Origin of the sequence: Acinetobacter sp. YH12233 (assembly GCF_013417725.1) — a bacterium.
Classification (GTDB): domain Bacteria; phylum Pseudomonadota; class Gammaproteobacteria; order Pseudomonadales; family Moraxellaceae; genus Acinetobacter.
In genome coordinates, this window is record NZ_VPDK01000008.1 from 58,839 (window position 1) to 78,450 (window position 19,612).

Annotated in this window: 16 protein-coding genes and 1 riboswitch; of the genes, 5 read left to right on the plus strand and 11 right to left on the minus strand. The window is 44.2% G+C overall.

Translation table 11 applies throughout. The features are described 5' to 3' along the window. Positions 1 to 37: 37 nt before the first annotated feature. From uca to FTV12_RS05575, 3 genes are read right to left on the minus strand one after another with little or no spacing between them, the layout of a single operon-like run. Positions 38 to 3,643 (minus strand): urea carboxylase, encoded by a 3,606-nt coding sequence (gene uca, locus FTV12_RS05565; RefSeq protein WP_180033686.1) that lies wholly within the window; start codon positions 3,641 to 3,643, stop codon positions 38 to 40. Positions 3,644 to 3,646: 3 nt separating this feature from the next. Then, positions 3,647 to 4,300 carry an urea amidolyase associated protein UAAP2 gene (locus FTV12_RS05570; RefSeq protein WP_179992582.1) on the minus strand — a complete coding sequence of 218 codons (654 nt, stop codon included), beginning with the start codon at positions 4,298 to 4,300 and terminating at the stop codon, positions 3,647 to 3,649. Between the two features lie 15 nt (positions 4,301 to 4,315). Next, the gene (locus tag FTV12_RS05575; RefSeq protein ID WP_179992583.1) at positions 4,316 to 5,056 is read right to left on the minus strand and encodes an urea amidolyase associated protein UAAP1; all 741 of its coding nucleotides are present in this window, start codon (positions 5,054 to 5,056) and stop codon (positions 4,316 to 4,318) included. Positions 5,057 to 5,080: 24 nt separating this feature from the next. Beyond that, positions 5,081 to 5,199, minus strand: a riboswitch (guanidine-I (ykkC/yxkD leader). A gap of 190 nt (positions 5,200 to 5,389) precedes the next feature. Between FTV12_RS05575 and FTV12_RS05580 the strand changes: the two genes are divergently transcribed. After that, entirely contained in the window at positions 5,390 to 6,100 is a 711-nt protein-coding gene (locus FTV12_RS05580) for an HAD family phosphatase (protein WP_179992584.1), read from the plus strand. Between the two features lie 69 nt (positions 6,101 to 6,169). Here the strand turns inward: FTV12_RS05580 and FTV12_RS05585 are convergent, their stop codons facing one another. From FTV12_RS05585 to FTV12_RS05605, 5 genes are all read right to left on the minus strand, one after another. After that, positions 6,170 to 6,520 (minus strand): hypothetical protein, encoded by a 351-nt coding sequence (locus FTV12_RS05585; RefSeq protein ID WP_159122938.1) that lies wholly within the window; start codon positions 6,518 to 6,520, stop codon positions 6,170 to 6,172. 251 nt (positions 6,521 to 6,771) lie between these two features. Next, complete coding sequence (locus FTV12_RS05590) at positions 6,772 to 7,938, minus strand: acyl-CoA desaturase (protein ID WP_179992585.1); 1,167 nt, start codon at positions 7,936 to 7,938, stop codon at positions 6,772 to 6,774. Positions 7,939 to 7,978: 40 nt separating this feature from the next. Continuing rightward, positions 7,979 to 9,001 carry a flavin reductase family protein gene (locus FTV12_RS05595; protein WP_179992586.1) on the minus strand — a complete coding sequence of 341 codons (1,023 nt, stop codon included), beginning with the start codon at positions 8,999 to 9,001 and terminating at the stop codon, positions 7,979 to 7,981. A 316-nt stretch (positions 9,002 to 9,317) separates the two neighbouring features. Then, entirely contained in the window at positions 9,318 to 10,955 is a 1,638-nt protein-coding gene (locus FTV12_RS05600) for a long-chain-fatty-acid--CoA ligase (RefSeq protein WP_179992587.1), read from the minus strand. Positions 10,956 to 11,214: 259 nt separating this feature from the next. Further along, positions 11,215 to 11,376: a hypothetical protein gene (locus FTV12_RS05605; protein WP_166138668.1), complete on the minus strand. Its 162-nt coding sequence runs from the start codon at positions 11,374 to 11,376 to the stop codon at positions 11,215 to 11,217. Between the two features lie 189 nt (positions 11,377 to 11,565). Here FTV12_RS05605 and FTV12_RS05610 point away from each other — a divergent pair, with 189 nt between their 5' ends. Next, positions 11,566 to 12,987 carry a PLP-dependent aminotransferase family protein gene (locus tag FTV12_RS05610; protein WP_179992588.1) on the plus strand — a complete coding sequence of 474 codons (1,422 nt, stop codon included), beginning with the start codon at positions 11,566 to 11,568 and terminating at the stop codon, positions 12,985 to 12,987. A 40-nt stretch (positions 12,988 to 13,027) separates the two neighbouring features. On the opposite strand, the gene FTV12_RS05615 is transcribed toward FTV12_RS05610, so the two are convergent. The 3 genes from FTV12_RS05615 to FTV12_RS05625 all read right to left on the minus strand — a co-directional run bounded on the left by FTV12_RS05615 (position 13,028) and on the right by FTV12_RS05625 (position 16,986). Next, positions 13,028 to 14,362, minus strand: a complete 1,335-nt coding sequence (locus FTV12_RS05615) for a DcaP family trimeric outer membrane transporter (protein ID WP_179992589.1) — start codon at positions 14,360 to 14,362, stop codon at positions 13,028 to 13,030. Between the two features lie 112 nt (positions 14,363 to 14,474). Continuing rightward, positions 14,475 to 15,845, minus strand: a complete 1,371-nt coding sequence (locus FTV12_RS05620; RefSeq protein WP_180010990.1) for an MFS transporter — start codon at positions 15,843 to 15,845, stop codon at positions 14,475 to 14,477. Between the two features lie 229 nt (positions 15,846 to 16,074). Continuing rightward, positions 16,075 to 16,986 (minus strand): LysR family transcriptional regulator, encoded by a 912-nt coding sequence (locus FTV12_RS05625; protein WP_166138516.1) that lies wholly within the window; start codon positions 16,984 to 16,986, stop codon positions 16,075 to 16,077. Between the two features lie 115 nt (positions 16,987 to 17,101). Between FTV12_RS05625 and FTV12_RS05630 the strand changes: the two genes are divergently transcribed. The 3 genes from FTV12_RS05630 to catA all read left to right on the plus strand — a co-directional run bounded on the left by FTV12_RS05630 (position 17,102) and on the right by catA (position 19,594). Beyond that, entirely contained in the window at positions 17,102 to 18,211 is a 1,110-nt protein-coding gene (locus FTV12_RS05630) for a muconate/chloromuconate family cycloisomerase (RefSeq protein WP_180033687.1), read from the plus strand. Between the two features lie 15 nt (positions 18,212 to 18,226). Then, complete coding sequence (gene catC, locus FTV12_RS05635) at positions 18,227 to 18,517, plus strand: muconolactone Delta-isomerase (protein WP_104426111.1); 291 nt, start codon at positions 18,227 to 18,229, stop codon at positions 18,515 to 18,517. 156 nt (positions 18,518 to 18,673) lie between these two features. Beyond that, positions 18,674 to 19,594, plus strand: coding sequence for a catechol 1,2-dioxygenase (gene catA, locus FTV12_RS05640; RefSeq protein ID WP_179992592.1), 921 nt, complete (start codon positions 18,674 to 18,676; stop codon positions 19,592 to 19,594). Positions 19,595 to 19,612: the final 18 nt, after the last annotated feature.

Here is a 19,612-nt window from a genome sequence, read left to right on the forward strand (position 1 = left end):
GTTCCCTCCTTTTTCAAAGGAGGATTAGGGAAATTCTTTAAGCCACTGGTGCTAACGTAAACAACACCTGCCCTGTTTTCACCGTTTGCCCTTTCTCAATCGTAATCGTATCTACACGCATACGTTCAGGGGCAATAATCGGAATCTCAATCTTCATTGCTTCAATTACGGCCAAGGTGGCACCTTCTTCCACGATATCACCAGACTGACATTCAATTTTCCAGATTGAACCCGGCATATGTGATTCCACCGCACAACCACCTTCCGGAATAGTCACAGTTTCACCATCATCGACTGCATCCAGACTTTCAGACACGTATTCTGCCAGTCCAGCTTCATGCCAGCGACGGCGTTCCGCTTCAAAGTTCGCTTGTTGCGTTGCCTTAAACTCGCTAATGGTGTCGGCATTGTCAGTCAGGAACTGGTTGTACTCTTTCAGGTTCAACACACCTTCTTCAATACGCAGTTTCAGACGGCCTGCCTTAAAGTCCTCACGCATTTGCATGAGTTCTTCTTCAGACACTTCATAGAACTTGATCTGATCAAAGAAGCGCAGTAACCATGGTTTGCCTTGCTCGAAGTCCGCATTTTTACGGTAACGCGACCACATTTGCGTAGTACGACCGACGAACTGATAACCACCAGGGCCTTCCATACCATACACGCACATATAAGCACCACCGATCCCCACGGCATTTTCAGGGGTCCAGGTACGCGCCGGGTTATATTTAGTGGTCACCAGACGCTGACGTGGATCAAGCGGGGTTGCGACAGGTGCACCCAAATACACATCGCCTAAGCCCATCACCAAATAGCTGGCGTTATACACTACATCTTTTACTGCCTGTTTATCTTTCAGGCCATTAATACGGCGGATAAACTCGATATTGTCTGGACACCATGGTGCATCTGGACGTACGGTTTGCATATAACGTTCGGTCGCCAGTTGGGTTTGAGAATCTTCCCATGCCAATGGCAAATACACGGTACGTGATGGCACTTCCATTTCAGTCACATCAGGCAGTTCAGTTTCAGCGACTTGCAACAAACGCAACAGGTCGAGCTGATCCAGCTTGATTGAATCGAAATGGATTTGCAGCGAACGGATGCCTGGCGTCAGGTCGATAATGCCCGGAATATTCTGTTTTTGAACCCATTGCATCAAGGCATGGATACGGAAACGCAGGTTCAGATCCAGTACCAGCTCGCCATATTCCACCAGCATGTAGTTGTTACCCGCTGGACGATACACCACATCCGGCGCACCATTTTCACCTTTTAAGGTATCCAGTACGGCATTTTTCAGCGTAGCCAGTTCAGGATAGAAGGATTCATTAAATGAAACTTCCTGAGTATCCAGCGCTTCTAGTTGTGCGTGATATTTCTCATTCAACAGTTTGGCTTGGTGATAGCTGACTGGAACAAATTTCACTTTGTCACCGGCTTTGAGCTGACCCAGTTTCCACAGCTCAGAATTGATCACCACCGCTGGACAAACAAACCCCCCCAAACTTGGGCCATCTGGACCGAGAATAATTGGCATATCGCCTGTAAAGTCGATCGCACCAATCGCATACGCGTTGTCATGAATATTGGATGGATGCAGACCGGCTTCACCACCATCTTCACGTGCCCATTCCGGCTTTGGACCAATCAGGCGGATACCGGTACGGCTAGAGTTAAAGTGAATCTCAAAATTATTGGCAAAGAAGGTATCAATGTCCTTTTTGGTGAAGAAATCTGGCGCACCATGCGGGCCATACATCACCGCAATTTCCCATTCATGGCTGAATGCTGGAATTTGCTCAGGTGCCAGCGCTTTGACTTCATTGCTTGTAAATGCGGTGATTGGAAGCATATCGCCGATTAGTAAGTTACGACCGGCATGACCGCCAAACTGACCGAGGGTAAAGGTCGCTTGTGAACCCAAGTATTCAGGTACATTCAGACCACCTTTGATGCCGATATACGTCCGGCAACCGGTAGCGATCTTGCCACATTTCAGCACCTGACCTTTACGCACATTCACGGTTTGCCACATTGGCACAGCCACACCATCCAGTGTTGATGGCATATCCCCACCCGCCAGTACGATCTGGCTGTCGCAGTGGAATTTCAGTGTTGGACCTTGCAGGGTACATTCCAGACCGGCGGTATTTGGCGCATTGCCTAAAAGCTGGTTGGCGACATTGAGCGATAATGGATCAATCGCACCAGATGGTGGCACCCCCACATCCCAGTAACCGAGACGACCAGTGACATCCTGCACAGCAGTTTGGATGCCTGCTTGCAGCACTTCAATCTTCTGGGTTTTCCACTCAAAGGTATTCAGGAAACGTGTGGTTTGTGTTCCCGCCTTAAACACCTCACAGTCGATGATGTTTTGCAGATATTCCAGGTTGGTTTCGATGCCCGCCACTTGAGTTTTCGCCAGTGTATCCGTCATCGCCTGAATCGCGGCTTCCCGGTCATCTGCTGTGACAATGACTTTGGCAATCATCGGGTCATAGAAAGACGATACATTCGAACCCGTTTCTACCCAGGTTTCATTACGTGCGTTTTCATCAAACTCGACATAGGTCAGCAGACCGGCACTTGGCTGGAAGTTCTTGATCGGGTCTTCGGCATACAGGCGCACCTGAATCGAATGGCCTTTGGATTCCAGTGGCTCTGTTGGTGCAGTCCAGTCTCCGCTGGCAAGCGTCACCATCCATTCCACCAGGTCCACACCAAAGACTTGCTCCGTCACGCCATGTTCGACTTGCAGACGCGTGTTGACTTCAAGGAAGTAGAATTCTTGTGTATCGGTATCCATCACAAATTCAACCGTACCTGCTGAGCGATAATTCACTGACTGCATCAGTTGAATGGCAACATTTTGGATGTAGGCACGTTGTTCATCATTGATATGCGGTGCAGGCGTTTCCTCAATTACTTTTTGGTTACGACGTTGTACTGAACAATCACGCTCGCCGAGCGCAATCACTTGACCTTTGCCATCACCAAAAATTTGCACTTCGATATGACGGGCATTTTGCACAAATTTTTCAAGGTACAAACCAGCATCTTTAAAGTTGGCTTGGGCTAAATAAGACACGGTTGCATACGCATCTTTCAGTTCAGCTTCGTTCCAGACCAAACGCATACCGATCCCGCCACCGCCTGCAGTACTTTTTAGCATCACAGGATAACCAATACGATTAGCCTCAAGCAGTGCTTCAGCTTCATCTGCAAGCAGTTGACTGCCTGGTAATAACGGCACATTAGCTTGAATCGCAAGCTCACGTGCCGTGTGCTTTAAACCAAAAGCACGCATTTGCGCAGAGTTTGGCCCAATAAAAGCGATGCCTTGTAATTCACACAGGTCACAAAATTCAGCATTTTCTGACAAGAAGCCATAACCCGGATGAATCGCTTGTGCGCCAGTTTGTTTGGCAACTTCTAAAATTTTATCAACATTTAAATAGCTTTGGCTGGCTGGTGCTTCACCGATATACACCGCTTCATCCGCTAAAGTCACATGCAGTGAATCACGATCGGCTTCTGAGTACACTGCAACCGATTGAATACCGAGTTTTTTTAATGTACGAATCACACGACATGCAATTGCACCACGGTTGGCAATCAAAACTTTATTAAACATAACTTAAGCCTCCTCGCCTTCACGCACAACCAGCTGGATTTGTGTCGGGTTGTAGGCATTACATGGGTTGTTCAGTTGCGGACAGTTCGAGATCAGTACGATCAGGTCCATTTCTGCCTTGATTTCCACATACTTGCCAGGTGCTGAAATTCCATCATCAAATTTTAGATGTCCGTCTGAAGTCACAGGCACATTCATAAAGAAGTTGATGTTGGGACCAATGTGGCGCACGTTTAAGCCATGCTTTTTCGCCACCGGATGCTTCGCCAGCGCATACATAAAGTTGTTACGGCAGCTGTGCATTGGGTATGTGTCATGGGCATAACGGACGGTATTACTTTCACAGGAACATGCACCGCCTAAAGTGTCGTGACGGCCGCAGTTGTCATCATGGATCACGGCAATCGCACGGCCAAAGTTACTGTATAAAGTGGTGCCTTTTTCCAGATAAATCTGCTGGTTTATTGCCAGTGTATCGGTTGCGCTATAACGCTCTTCCGGATTTTCCGCAGAGATAAACAAGGTATCAACTGCCTGATTGCCTTCCAGATCGATGATACGGAAATACTGGCCTTTTTTGACTTCGCACATCCATGCTTCACCGGCAGGACAGATTTCGCTAAGAACGGTTTTTTCAAATTGTTGTAGAACTGTCATGATCATTCTCCTGCCTTAAATGTTTGAAAGTGCGTAGTAACGGGCATTGTTCTGGAATGCACGCTGATTCTGTGGACAGGAGTCACGGCAGATATCGGTTTCGCCTAAGCTATTGGCTTTAAACAAAGATAACTGGATGTCAGCTGGTTGATATTCCGCACTGTTATCCAGACCATGTGGTGCAGACGACAGGAACACCAGACAGTCCATTTCAAAGCGCATTTCAATGATTTGATCGGTATTGTCTGAAGATACATAAGACAATGCGCCGGCGTCATCTGGAGTGACTTTGGAGAATAAATTCACGGTTGCACTCAGGTCAGTCTGTCCCAAAGAGAATTTGGAGAGTTCAATGAGTAATCCGTCTAAACCGCTTTGATACATGTCATTTCGGGCATCCTGGAAGGTACGGATGCCAAACTGTTTTTCAATCTGTTCAGGACGAGATGGCCCGCAGAAAGTATCGTTCCAGCCAGCTTCATCTTTAACAATCGAAGCCATGACACGGCCTAGATCGGAATACAGCACATTACCCGCAGTCAAATACGCGGTATGCTGGCCTTTCAGGCTGTCAGGCATGTTGTAACGTTCCAGTTTGTCTTCGGCATTGACACAGAACAGGGATACATTGGCATTGGCACCGAGTGCCTTGAATTGCAGAACCGCACCTTTCTGAATGCGTCCGGACCAGTGATGCCCTCCCGGCAGGATTTCAGTCCAGAGTGTTTGATTATTGTGATAGTCGCCCATGTGCATGACCTCTCTAAGGTTTTTGTTCCAACCTCCCGGGCTTTTATCCCTCCGTGTAGCTGTGTTTTTATACAAAACAAGCCGTGAACTCTCGGTCTCAGGCGCAGTACTGTTTGAAAATGACTGCCGGAACCCTAGATCACTTTATGATGCGTAGATAAATGCAAATGACGTGCCAATTTAGTATTACGATTTTTATTATTAGTAATACTTAAAATGCTCAAAATAAGTTCATTTTAGTAATTCACTGATAAATACAGACTGGATGTGCACCCAAACTGGACTTTTTATCTCTTTCTAAAAACGGGATAATGGCGGCGAAAGAAAAATGGGTGTGACATGTTTAAAGATAAAAAGCTGGTATGTTTTGACCTGGATGGAACCTTGATTGATTCAGTGGGAATCTGGAACCAGGTCGATGCTGCCCTGATTCAGGAATTGTCGGGGATCGAAATCGGTCTGGATCAGATTCAGCAACAGCGTGACCTGCAACTGAAAGCCTTTAGACATATGCCCGATCCTTATCTGGAATATTGTGGCTATTTAAAAGAGCTATATGGTTTCAAGCCAAGTAAAGAAGAGGTTAAAAATCGCCGTTATCATATTTCACGGCATTTTCTGGATCATGTGATAGAACTCAAACCGCAAGCTGAGCTGCTGATTCAAGCCTTAAAACAGCAAGGGATACAATTGGCACTCACGACTACCACTAGTTTATTCAATGTGCAGCGTTATCAGGACAATAACCAGAAGATTAATCAGAAAATCAGTTTTGATGATGATTTTGCGATTATTTTGACTCGTGAAAATGTTGAGAATATCAAACCGCATCCAGAAGTGTATTTAAATGCGCTCCAGCATTTTGAAATTGAGGCTAAAGATTGCCTGATTGTTGAAGACTCTTTAATTGGGGTGGAAGCTGCCAACAATGCGGGAATTGATGTCGTTGCAATTTACGACCAGTATTCTGCGCATGAAATAGATCTGATCAAAGCCAAGGCAGATTATTTTGTAGAAGATTTTGCTGGTCTCATAAAATTGGTGAACTAAAAAAATGCCATGAATCCTCCCTGATCATGGCATTTTTCGTGTTATCTCTGAATTGATTAGATTAGAGCATTATTTGGCTTTTTTATAGACGGAGCCTGAACCGACCAGATTGCCAGTTTTTTCGTCAATTGCGAAATCAACGACACCTGTACCTGAATTAATCTGAAGCAGACCATTATCAGCGACTGAAGCTGGCATCGGATTTTTCTTGTCAGTTTTGCCGCTTTCTTTGTCTTTAATAGTATTGGTAATGAAATAGTTTTCACCATTTTTGGAAATCACCAGGATATTTTCCAATTTTGGATTTTCCAGTGTATTTTTCCAGTTCCCCTGATAATCTGGTGCTGGAGTTTCCGGGGTATTACACGCGGTTAACAGCAATAAAAGTGAGATGCCTGAAAAATATTTAAGATATTTCAAAACTGAGACCTTGAATGATAGAACGCGGCCATTATAAAAAGAACCTCCTTGAGGTAAACGCTTAGCTTGTAGGCGAAGCGTTTCAGCGGTAGTAAATCTGTCCCGCCTTCGTCATTTTTTGAAAATCATCTTCATATTTCATTCATAAATTCGTGTGAACTGACCACTTTTTAACAGATAAAAAAATCCTCAATAGACCATCCAAATCTATTGAGGAGTACCAAACTGGATAATAGAGAAACCTTAAAAAATTAATTTACAAGTTTGGATTTAAAGTAACGAAACACCGATTTAACTGCGTGAGTTTTTTCTGCAATTTGCTGATTCCATTCATTTGGCAGTGAGCATTTCGCCAGTCTGACCCATACAGTCGAGAACTGTTTCATAAAGCTGGCTTCGTTATAGTGAATCCCGTACTCAGCACATAAGGCTTTGATTTTTGGTGCTACTTCGGCATAACGGTTTGCTGGCATATCTGGGAACAGATGATGCTCAATCTGATGGCTTAAATTACCACTCAGAATATGCAACCAGTTCGCGCCACTGAAGTTGCTCGAACCACGGATCTGACGCAGATACCATTCCGCACGGGTTTCATTGTCGGTATTGTCCATTTCAAAAGTTTCTGCATCTTCAGTGAAATGTCCATTGAAGATCACCGCGGACGCCCATAGGCTACGAATCACATTGGCAACCGCATTCCCGGTAAATACTGGAATCGCATTTGGACCGGCAATCAGTGGGAAAAATACATAATCTTTTAGGACCTGACGGCGCATTTTTTTGCGTAAAGGCGCTGCTTCTTCCCAGACCTGTTTCCAGGTTTTAGTTTTATAGGCAATGACATCTTCCAGATGCAAACGCTGTACACCCACATACCATTCAAAGAACACCATCAACTGAATGGTTAAAGGAATATTCCAGATAAAACGTAGTTCCCACGGCTGAGATTCACTGACACGGATCAGACCATAACCGACATCGTGATCCATACCGACAATATTGGTATACGTGTGGTGAATATAATTATGCGTGTATTTCCAGTCATCCCCAGTGGAAATAGTATCCCAATCATAAGTCGAACCATTCAGACTCGGATCATTCATCCAGTCGAACTGGCCGTGCATCACGTTATGGCCAAGTTCCATATTTTCCACGATTTTCGAGATACCCAATAAGCCTGTTCCCGCTAACCAGACCGGCGGCAACCAGCCTGCAAACATCAGCATGCCACGGGAAGCAATCTCGCTATAACGTACAAAATTACGGATTTTATAAATATATTCTGCGTCTTTCTCGCCCAAATCTTCCATTACTTCACGGCGGATAGCATCAACCTTGGCACCGAACTCTTCAACCTGTTCCGGGCTTAGAAATTGAGATTTACTGTGTTTTTTAAAATCAATTTGCATATTCATGGGAGCACCTTCTTATTCGTTTAGTAATGGTTGAAATAGCTTATAAATTAATCACCACAGGACTGACGGCCTGTGAAATACAAAGTTTGATTGGAGTATTGCTGCCGTGGTCGATCTCACCCGTCAGCATGTTTTTAACTGAACCGCTGACTTTGGTACATGAGCAAGTATTACAAATGCCCATACGGCAACCATGCGCTGGACGAAGACCCGCCTGCTCTGCACTTTCCAGCAGATTAGATTCTGCCTGGAATTCCTGCTGCGATCTTAAAAACTGTACAGGCTGTGCTTTCACTTTTTCATCCATCGCAATCTGGAAATATTCAGAATGGAAGCTAGATTTCACCGCCAGTTTATCGGCAATCTTGAGTGCAGTTTTCATCATTCCCGCTGAACCACAGGCATAGATTTCACGCTGTTCAAAGTCTGGTACCAGCTTGTTTAGCAATTGCTGGCTCAGATGCTGCTTATGCTCGACTGTATTAAAATGATGATATTTCAGATGAGGATGCATTAACGCTAAGGTTTTGATCTCGGCATGAAATGCATCATCACGGGTAAAATAAATCAGATCAATTGGGTGCTGAAACTGCACGACTGCTTTTTGCAATAAGGAATAAATGGCGGTAATGCCACTGCCTGATGCTAGAAACAGAATCGGTTTAGGAGAGTTTAATAAGGTAAATTCGCCCTGTGGCTGAGACAGCTCGACCACTGCACCCAGTTGCAATAAAGTTAAGGCACGTGACACTTTACCTTGCTGCTTGACTGCAATAATCACATCGCCATTTTTTAAAATGGTCACGATAGAATAATGACGTTGATGACGTACTCCATCCAGACGCAGAGTCACCGCGATATTTTGACCGGCCTGAAATGACCCGTGGTTAAAGTTATAATTTGGACGTAACTGGATTTTGAAAAAGTCTGGGCTAACCGCCTGAATATTCACGACCGATGCTTTGACTTTTTTGAGTGCCCAGGTTGGATGGATTTTTTCACCAACAAAATCAATGAAATCTTCACGAATCCAATGCGGCTTGTAGGTTGTCATACTTGTCATTTTTATCCCCTCTATTCCGCAGACAGTATTAATGTACAACTGTCTATTTATTATGTAGTCCAGAATAAAGAATTCTGAAGCTCGCACCATGTCAATGTAGGTCAAATTATGTACTTAGAAACCATAGTTAGACTTTTTGTAAGACAATCCTAACCAGAAAGTGCTGTAAAACTGTATGAACTGAATAAATTGCTTTTTTGGTCTGTATATTTTTAGCAAAAACATATAAAAAACTGACCTCTATATAAGAGATCAGTTTCTGTTTTAAATATTGGGTGAGTTAAAAAGGCAAAAATTTACCTTTTAAAAAAATAGCTTAACCTACGACCTGTTCCAGCAAGATAGAACCATAAAGTTCACGCAGGTCTTTTTTCAGCATCTTGCCGGTTCCACTTAACGGAATAGAATCTACAAAGATCACGCGATCCGGGATCTGCCATTTAGCGACTTTGTCCGCATAGTAATCCAGCATTTCAGCTTCACTCACATGACTCTCTGGCTTTTTAATCGCAATCAGAACGGGACGCTCATCCCATTTAGGATGCTGTGCCGCAATCACGGCAGCCATGGCAATTTCAGGATGTCCCATCGCCATATTTTCAAGATCGACTGAAGAGATCCATTCACCGCCTGACTTGATCAGATCTTTGGAACGGTCACACAGCTTCATAAAGCCATCTTCATTTAAGGTAGCAATATCTCCGGTATCAAACCAGCCATCTGCTGTGAGCGCAGATTCTTCCTTGCCAAAGTAATGATCAATGATCCAGTGCCCTTTAATCTGCAGATTGCCTATGGTTTCACCATCGCGGGCAATTTCCTGGGTTCCTTTTTCTTCATCGGTTAAACGTAAATCAACGCCAAACGGTGGACGACCTTGAGACAAGCGAATCTGCATTTTTTCTTCATCCGCTAGATCAAGATGTTTGGTTTTTAGCTGATTGGCACTACCAAGTGGACTGGTTTCAGTCATCCCCCAAGCATGAATGGTTTCGCAGTTAAACTGCTCTTTAAAGGTTTTCAGCATAGCCGGTGGACAGGCAGAACCACCGACCACATTCCGTTTCAGGCTTTCCAATTTTGAACCACTTTGCTGGGCAGCCGCAATCAGGCCTTGCCAGATCGTTGGAACACCTAAAGCCACAGATACTTTATACGTATCAATCAGATTGACCAGACTGGCTCCATCCAGGCCCGGCCCCGGCAACACCAAAGTACAACCGACCATGGCAGCGGCATATGGGGTTCCCCAGGCATTGACATGGAACATTGGCACCACCGGCAGCATGATGTCACGCGCTGCTACATTCAGGGAATCCGGCATGATGATGGCATAACTATGCAACACTGTTGAGCGATGGCTATATAAAACCCCTTTCGGATTTCCAGTCGTACCGGAGGTATAACACAGTGAACTCGCTGTATTTTCATCCAGTTCAGGCCAGTCAAATTCTGCAGATTGCTGGGCAAGCAAATCATCATAAAACTGAACTTCCGGAATGGCTTCACAAATCGACGAATCTTCAGCATCCAGACAAATATACTGTTCTACAGTTTTTAATAACGGTTTGACGGCTTTAATTAAAGGTGCAAAGGTTTTATCAAACAGCAGTATTCGATCGGCAGCATCATTGATAATAAATACCAGCTGTTCCGGAAATAACCGCGGGTTAATGGTATGGCAAATCAGTCCACTTCCCGAAATGGCATACCAAGATTCTAGATGTCGATGATTATTCCAGGCAATGGTTGCAACCCGGTCGCCGAGTGTCAGACCGAATTGCTGTAATACATTGGCAAAACGTTTCGAGTTTTCCCGGATTTCTCCCCAATTGGTCTTTTTAATGCTGGTATCGGTATTTTTAGAAATGATCTCGGTATCGGCATGATAACGACCGGCATGTTCAATCATGCTGCTGATCAGTAAGGGCTGGAACATCATATTTCCGAGCATGCTTCACTCCTTTATCCTTGTTGTTTGTCCATCTGCTATATCGTTGTTATTTCTGTATGATGCGCTGGCGAAAAGCCTGTATTCATTTTTATCATCAAACAGTCTGAATCTAGCAAGGAAATCTGACTTTGTGAGTGTCAAATTGTGACAAAGTCATAGAGTGGATGCAGAAAAAGTAGAAAATAAAACTGGTAATGTGTGGCATAAAAAAGCCCCAATTTAGATTGGGGCGATGATAGTGTTCAGGGAGAAGAGAATTTTAAAAGCCGCTCATCATAATTTTGTCTGCATTTACTACAAAGATAACGCCGAGGCAGAATAAACCAGTATAAAGTGCAAACCAGAGAATCATCTTCTTGAATGCTGCATCAGAAATACTGCTATCCGCATATTTTGGTGCTTTGTTGTCTTCTGAATTCATATGATCACCCATAGGTTGGTCTGGCGTTATGAGTTTTATTATCAGCAGACCTAAATCAACTGTATAGATACAATATTCATTTAAAAAAATATAACAGTTAGCCACTTATTTTTTTGATTTGTTATATTTTAATAACTTATTTATAATATAATTCTGATTATATTAGTACAGTTTAGATTTTATTTTCTTATGTTCAAATCTGAAAAGCTAGCCCAAAATATTCGCCAGATGATTGAAAATGGCGCATGGAAGGCGCATGACAAATTACCTTCATTACGGGAACAAACTGAACTGTCCGGCTATAGCCTGATGACGGTGCTTAATGCCTATCAGGTGCTTGAATCGCAAGGATTGGTCTATGCCAAAGATAAATCTGGCTACTATATTGCGGAGCGACCTCAAACCTATAACAGCAAAGAACCCGCGGTACAGATTGGCTTAAACTCCAAAGTTAAAATTAACTCTGTGGTATTTAATTATTTAAAGTCACTGCAAACTCCAAATATTGCACCTTTTGGTTCAGCTTTTCCAAATGCTGAACTGTTATATAACAGCCGGTTTATGCAGATTTTGGCGCAGCATAGCAAAAGAAAAAGCAGTTATAGCCATCAAAATCATATGCCACCGGGTAATCAGGAATTACGCCAACTGATTGCCAATCGCTATCAGTTACAAGGTATAAACTGTACTTCGGATGACATTGTCATTACTTCTGGTGCCTTGGAAGCCCTCAATCTGTCTTTACAGGCTTTGACTCAACCGGGTGATTTTATCCTGCTCCAGCAAACCATTTTTTATGGTGCCTGGCAGGCGGCTGAACGTTTAGGCTTGCAGGTGATTACAATCCCTGAACATCCGCAGTTTGGTTTTGACCTGGAATCATTTGAACAAGCACTAAAACAGTACCCGATCAAAGTTTGCTGGCTGATGCTGAATGCACATAATCCGATTGGCTTTACGGTAAATTCAGAGATCAAGCAAAGAATTGCGGAACTGTTGAATGAATATCAGGTATATCTGATTGAAGATGATGTCTATCAGGAACTCAATTACGGCGCTCATAAACCGGTTTCCGTGAAATATTTTGATCAGCATCAACGGGTATTGCACTGCTCTTCATTTTCCAAAACCTTGGGCATGGGTGCGCGGGTCGGCTGGGTTTTCGCTGGCCCATTTTCTGATGCAATCCAGCATTTACAGCTCATGAGTACTTTGACTGTTAGTCCGCTATTACAAAATGCACTGGTCGATTTTCTGTCCCATCATCATTATGAAAAGCATTTGCGCCATTTAAGACAGCAGCTGGAAAAGTATAAGCAAAAGTTTTATCAGGAACTCAAAGCGCGTTTAGATTCAGTCTGTGAAATTTATTATTATTCCAGTGGCTATTTTCTCTGGATCAAATTGCCCGAACAGCTGGATGGACAGGTTTTATATGAACAGCTGATTCAGCACAATATTGCTATTGCACCCGCTTTGCTGTTTAAACCGGAACATACCAGCCAGAATTATATTCGCCTGAACTGTTCATTTGACTGGACCTCTGAGATAGAAAATGCTGTCAATGTGCTGGCAGAGGTGATCCTGAATCATGCAAAAAGCGTGGATTAATTCATCCACGCTTTAAGTTTCTTATGTAAATCGCTAGAGCTTAGAAACTGTAAATTGCAACGGCATTCACTCGGTTATCTTCACCTTTTGTACTGCCATTTGGTGCAGCACCCAATGCTTCACGTTCACCATAAACATATTCCAGGCCAAAACTCAGCGGTTTTGTAGGGTTATAGAACACATTGGCCCAAGCCTGCCAAAGGTCTTTGTTCACTGCTGTTAGAGTCAGACCAGGAGCAGCAAGATAGCCATTATCTTGGTCGAAATTCATATAACCATACCCTACGGTACCACGCAATTTATCATTAAACTGCTGCGTTAGACCGACTGTAATCGAGTCAAATTCACTCTGTAGAAGATCACCATTAGGAGCTCGAACTACGCCAGGATTAGCGTAAGAGACAAAGCTGCTATCACCTTTGACATGATAATAATCTGCCTTAAGACTGGTGCCTGAAACAAACTCATATTTCGCACCTAAACCCACACCCCATGCAGTTTTTTCATCTTCATTCACACGTTTTTCATGGCCCATCGCACGCGCACTAACGGTAAGATTATCTGCAAATTTGTGATTTAACCGTGCTGTTAAAGCAGGTAGACGCTGCTTAATAGAACCATCTTTTGGATCTTCTACCGCCAGTACCAGATTGGTAGCCGGGCTGAAGGTGCTGGTATGACGAACTTGTGGAGTCCGTTTAATTGAACCGCCAGCATAAACCAGTGCATCTACAGTTTCTGGAATATAGTCCGGAGTTGCAAAGTTTGACCAGGTTTGACCAATTAACCAGTCAGCATAGCTGATATAGGCATGGCGAATACGCAGGTTGTCAAAACCAGCTCCACCCAGGAAATCGACCTCAACCTTACCGCTTAAGGCATTATCCCCAGCACCCACGGGCGCTTTAAAATCCATCCCTAAACGGGTGGCTGAAAGCGTGGATTTAAACTCATCACTGCGTTCACCTGTGCCTTCAAGAGGTACTGCATTAATCTGGTTATACATACGTGTCGCTGCACCGCCCTCAGCCTGATAAGAGGCATCAGCACGGATATTACCGTATAGATTAAACTCGGCCCCACTGGCAATTTTCATCACAGGTTTGCTCGCAGGGGCTACTGCTGTATTTGCAGGTGCCGGCGTTGTCGCTACAGGTGCAGTCACAGCAGCTGTCTGAGTCTGCTGCTGTTCAATCAAGGCGCGTAGAGCTTGAACCTCCTGACGCAACTGCTCAATTTCCTGCTGATTGGACTGAGCTGGAGTTTGTGCTTGGGTAGCCAAGCTGATACCCCCTAAACTCATTGCCATCATGCTCATCAGAACCGTGCGTTTTAATGTGATTGTTTGATTATTAAATAATTGTTTCGTGTTCATCCTAAACTCACTTTTTTATTATGCGTCTCGATTCTAGCAACAGATCACCACCGCTTACGATGGCGATCTCTATCATTAGAAGTGTTTTCTTTATTAATTGATATTTAATCCATTAACTTGCTTTTTCAGCGAGAGAATCAGTGCGAATCTCAGGTGTAGCAAGGGCTTGACCTTCTACAGACATCTTTAAGTTCACCAGGAAAATTGCCAGCGCAGCAATCAAACCGGGAATCGCAATTGCAAAGAAGTTCATTTGATGCGGTAAATTCATGGTGAGTAAAGCACCTGTCAATACCGGTCCAACGATCGCACCGATACGTCCAATTCCGGAAGCCCAACCCATGCCAGTGGAACGCACCGTTGATGGATAATATTGCGCCACGAAGGTGTAGAGCAGGATTTGAGAACCAATGGTTGCTGCACCGGCCACAGCAATCAAGCTATAAAGCACGAATTGCGGACTGTTATAACCGAGCAGGATTAAAGAAGCTGCTCCGCAAAGGAACATGATCGTCAGCACTTTTTTAATATGGAAACGGTCTGCCAGATACCCCCCACCAACAGCCCCGATCATGCCGCCAATATTCAGGGCAAACAGGAAGATCATGCTGGCACCCAGAGAATAACCGGCTTGGATCATCAGTTTTGGTAACCAGCTACCCAGTGCGTAGACCATTAATAAACACATGAAAAATGCCAGCCAGAACATAAAGGTACTAAATGTGCGGCCTTGCTGAAATAATGCTTTTAAAGGTGCTTCATCGCCTTTTTGTACTTCATTCAGGACGAACTGGGTGTCAGATCCAATTACCTGGGTTGGCGAGATTTTCTGGATAATATTTTGCGCTTCAGCCGTTTGCTGCTTATTGGTCAGATACATCAGGGATTCTGGTAAATATTTCCAGAGTATCGGCAGGAACAGTAAAGGAGTACCCGCAAGCAAGAACATGATTTTCCAGCCGAACTGTGGTACCAGCCATGCGCCAAGCAAAGCAGATGTCATGCCTCCGATGGCATAGCCACTAAACATCAAGGCAACTAATGTACTGCGAATCCTTTTTGGTGCGTATTCCGTCATCAGGGCAACGACGTTTGGCATCACGCCACCAATTCCGAGTCCGGCAAGAAAACGTAAAATTCCGAATTCGACAGGTGATGTTGCAAAGGCACCGATAAACGTAAAACCACTAAAGATCGCGACACAGATCATGATGGTTTTTTTACGTCCCAGTTTATCGGACAAAGTGCCGAAACTCATCGCTCCAAACATCATACCGAACAAGGCGGTGCTGGCTAACATGCCGGCCTGTACTGCACTGAGTGACCATTCCTGCATCAGTAGCGGTAACGCTACGCCGTAAATCACCAGGTCATAACCGTCAAAAATAATGATCAGCAAACACCAGATCAGGACGCCCCAATGAAATGGCGTGAACTTTGCTTCATCAATCAGCGTATTTATATTCACTTTATTTGTAGACATCTCCACCTCCTAATTGTGAAGTTCAATTTATGAGATTCACAATGCAGAAGATGTGCATAAATGTCCAAAACTGAATAGGCATGCTTCTATACCTATAAAGTCTGCCTTAAAGAAAAGGCTTTATTTACTATGCCTTAATGATATTCATCCAAAAAATGAAACCTTCATTCAATATTAAAATATGGATTCGCTTTATTCCCTATAAGATCCAGACAGGTATTGATCTGAATTAAAATACAGCACGATCATATTTAATCGCTTCAAGATCATAGACCTGATAGACCGCATCAAACAGATATCGAATATATTCACTTTCATCCATATTACGAATAGCCATAAAAACCGGACTGACCGCAAATTCATCTAATAAAGGGATAAAGTTTAAATGTGCCAGACGAATATTCTGGGCACTTTCCGGCACAATACAGACGCCCTCTCCGGCAGCCACAAAACCAAGCGCCAGTTGCAATTCACTGACTGCACGGATATTTTTCGGTTCCAGCCCATACTCGGAAAATATACCGCGCACCTGGGTAGAAAAATTAGCCTTACCATTATTCGGGTATAAAAAGAGTGGCTGATCCACCAGTTCAGTCAGGTTCACGCCATCTCGATGGGAAAGAAAATGGCTGGAATGTGCTGCGACCATCAGCCTTTCTTCACGCAGTAACACCCGTTTCACTGCCGGATCTGAAATTCTTAAACGTCCAAAACCGACATCAATCCGCCCTTCTTTAAGTGCCTGAATCTGCTCTGAAGTATTCATTTCAACCATCTCAATTTTGAGCTGGGGATGTTGCTGCTTAAATAGAAACACAATACGCGATAGCAAACCGAACAATAACGAGCCAACAAAACCAATGCTAATGGTGCGATCCGCGATACCAATCCGCTTGGTCATCGATTTGATTTCTTCCGCATTAGACAAAAGTTTAACCGCATGTTGATAGAAGAATTGACCTGCTTCTGTGGTCTTAAGCGGTCGGCTACCTCTTTCAAAGAGCTGAATATCCAGTTCCTGTTCCAGATTTTGTATCTGTCTGCTTAAAGGTGGTTGAGCAATAAACAGTTTTTCTGCCGCCTTGGTAAAACTTTGTTCTTCGACGACTGCGACGAAGTAACGCAAATGCCTGAGTTCCATATTATTGCATACCTTTAAAGTATAAAAAAATGCTAAATCGATCTTAGACCAATCAAAATTATTCTTTTAAGGTATATCAAGTCAAAACATTAAAGCAAGAATGTGAAGCGTAATTATGTATAAGTCAGTTGAAACCTTGCTGGTTCAAATACCGACGATCCGTCCTCACAAGATGGCTGTCGCAACCATGCAAACCCAGACACTGGTCCTGGTCAAAATCACCACCGAAGACGGCTATGTGGGTTGGGGCGAAGCCACCACTATTGGCGGTTTAGGCTACGGTGAAGAAAGCCCAGAAAGTGTCAAAGTGAATATTGAGACTTACTTTGCACCGCTTCTGAAAACATTATCAGGTTTGAATGTTGCACAGACATTACAAGCCATCAAAAAGAATATTAATGGTAACCGTTTTGCCAAGTGTGCCATTCAAACTGCGCTACTGGATATTCAGGCACAACGTTTGAACCAGCCACTGAGTGAAATTCTAGGTGGACGTTTACGTGACAGCGTACCAGTGCTGTGGGTCCTGGCATCTGGCAATACCGAGAAAGACATTGCTGAAGCCCAGAAAATGATTGCGGCCAAACGCCACAATATTTTCAAACTGAAAATTGGTTCTCGTCCAGTGGAACAGGATGTTGAACACGTGCTTGCCATTAAACAGGCATTAGGCAAAGACATTTCGATCCGTGTTGATGTGAACCGTGCCTGGACAGAGCTAGACGCGATTAAAGGCATTCAGTTACTCCAGGACGGCGGCATTGACATGATTGAACAGCCATGTGCCATTGATAATCTGGATGCAATGCGACGTCTGACCCAGCGTTTTGATATCGCCATCATGGCGGATGAATCCTTGATGGGTCCGCAGTCTGCCTATCAGATCGCACGTCAGCATGGCTCATCAGTTTTTGCAGTCAAAGTGGCGCAATCTGGTGGCCTGATTGAAGGTTGTGAAGTTGCAAAAGTGGCACAGCTGGCAGGTATCGATCTGTATGGCGGCACCATGCTGGAAGGCCCGGTGGGCACGATCGCCTCTGCCCATGCATTCTCGACTTTTGAAAGTCTCGCTTATGGCACCGAACTGTTTGGCCCCCTGCTACTGACTGAAGATATTTTAAAAACCCCACTCCAGTATCAAAACTTTGAACTTGAGATTCCGAAAGGATCAGGTCTGGGTATTGAGTTGGATGAAAACAAAATTGACAACTTGCGTCGTCAATAATTCCAGGAGAACCCCATGCTTTTCCAAGTACGAATGGACGTCAATATTCCAAAAGATATGCCGGTTGAACAGGCCAATGAAATTAAGGCAGTTGAAAAAGCTTATTCACAGGATCTGCAACGCCAGGGTAAGTGGCGTCATATCTGGCGTATCACCGGGCAGTATTCAAACATCAGTATTTTTGATGTTGAAAGCAATGAAGAGTTGCACAACCTGCTACAAGGCTTGCCGCTCTACCCGTATATGAACATCGAAGTCATGGCATTGAACCGCCATCCCTCGTCGATTCGAGATGATGACAAGTAATGAATAAATTCGGGAATGGAAATGAAAGATTTTTCTTCCCATCCATACACCTGAGGGTAATCCAAAAGGACTTGTGGCCAGCAAGATTTAGCCAGCCAAACGAATGCTAAAACATGCGCCACTAAAATATGAAAGACATACTTTAGGAGCAATAGTATGAACCGCCAAGAAATTGATGCACTGGTTAAAAAAATGAATGTCGACACAGCGACAGGACCAGTAGATGAGCGTGTACAACAAGTTGTTGTACGTTTATTAGGTGATCTTTTCCAAGCGATCGAAGATCTTGATATTTCTCAGACTGAACTCTGGAAAGGTCTGGAATACTTTACTGATGCAGGTCAAGCTAATGAATTAGGCTTACTGGCTGCAGGTCTGGGTCTGGAACATTACTTAGACTTACGCGCGGATGAAGCAGATGCCAAAGCCGGCATTACTGGTGGTACACCACGTACCATCGAAGGCCCGCTCTATGTTGCAGGTGCACCTGAGTCCGTTGGTTTTGCGCGTATGGATGACGGTTCTGAAGAAGGCAAAATTCCAACCCTGATTATTGAAGGCACAGTGACCGATACTGACGGCAACATCATTGAAGGTGCAAAAGTTGAAGTCTGGCATGCCAACAGCCTGGGCAACTACTCTTTCTTTGACAAGTCACAATCGGACTTTAACCTGCGCCGTTCTATCTTTACCGATCAAGACGGTAAATATATTGCGCTGACCACCATGCCGGTCGGTTATGGTTGCCCGCCTGAAGGTACCACCCAGTTCGTACTGGACAAATTAGGTCGTCACGGTAACCGCCCATCTCATGTGCATTACTTCGTATCTGCGCCGGGTTATCGGAAGTTAACCACACAGTTCAACATCGAAGGCGATCAATACCTGTGGGATGACTTTGCATTCGCCACACGTGATGGTCTGGTCGCAACTGCTGTTGATGTGACCGATGAAGCTGAAATCGCACGCCGTGGTTTAAATGGTCCATTCAAACATATCCAGTTCAATATCGAACTGGTGAAAGACCAGGCTGCTGCACCAAGCACTGAAGTAGAACGTCGTCGCGCAAGCGCTTAATTCAAAATGGAATCGGGA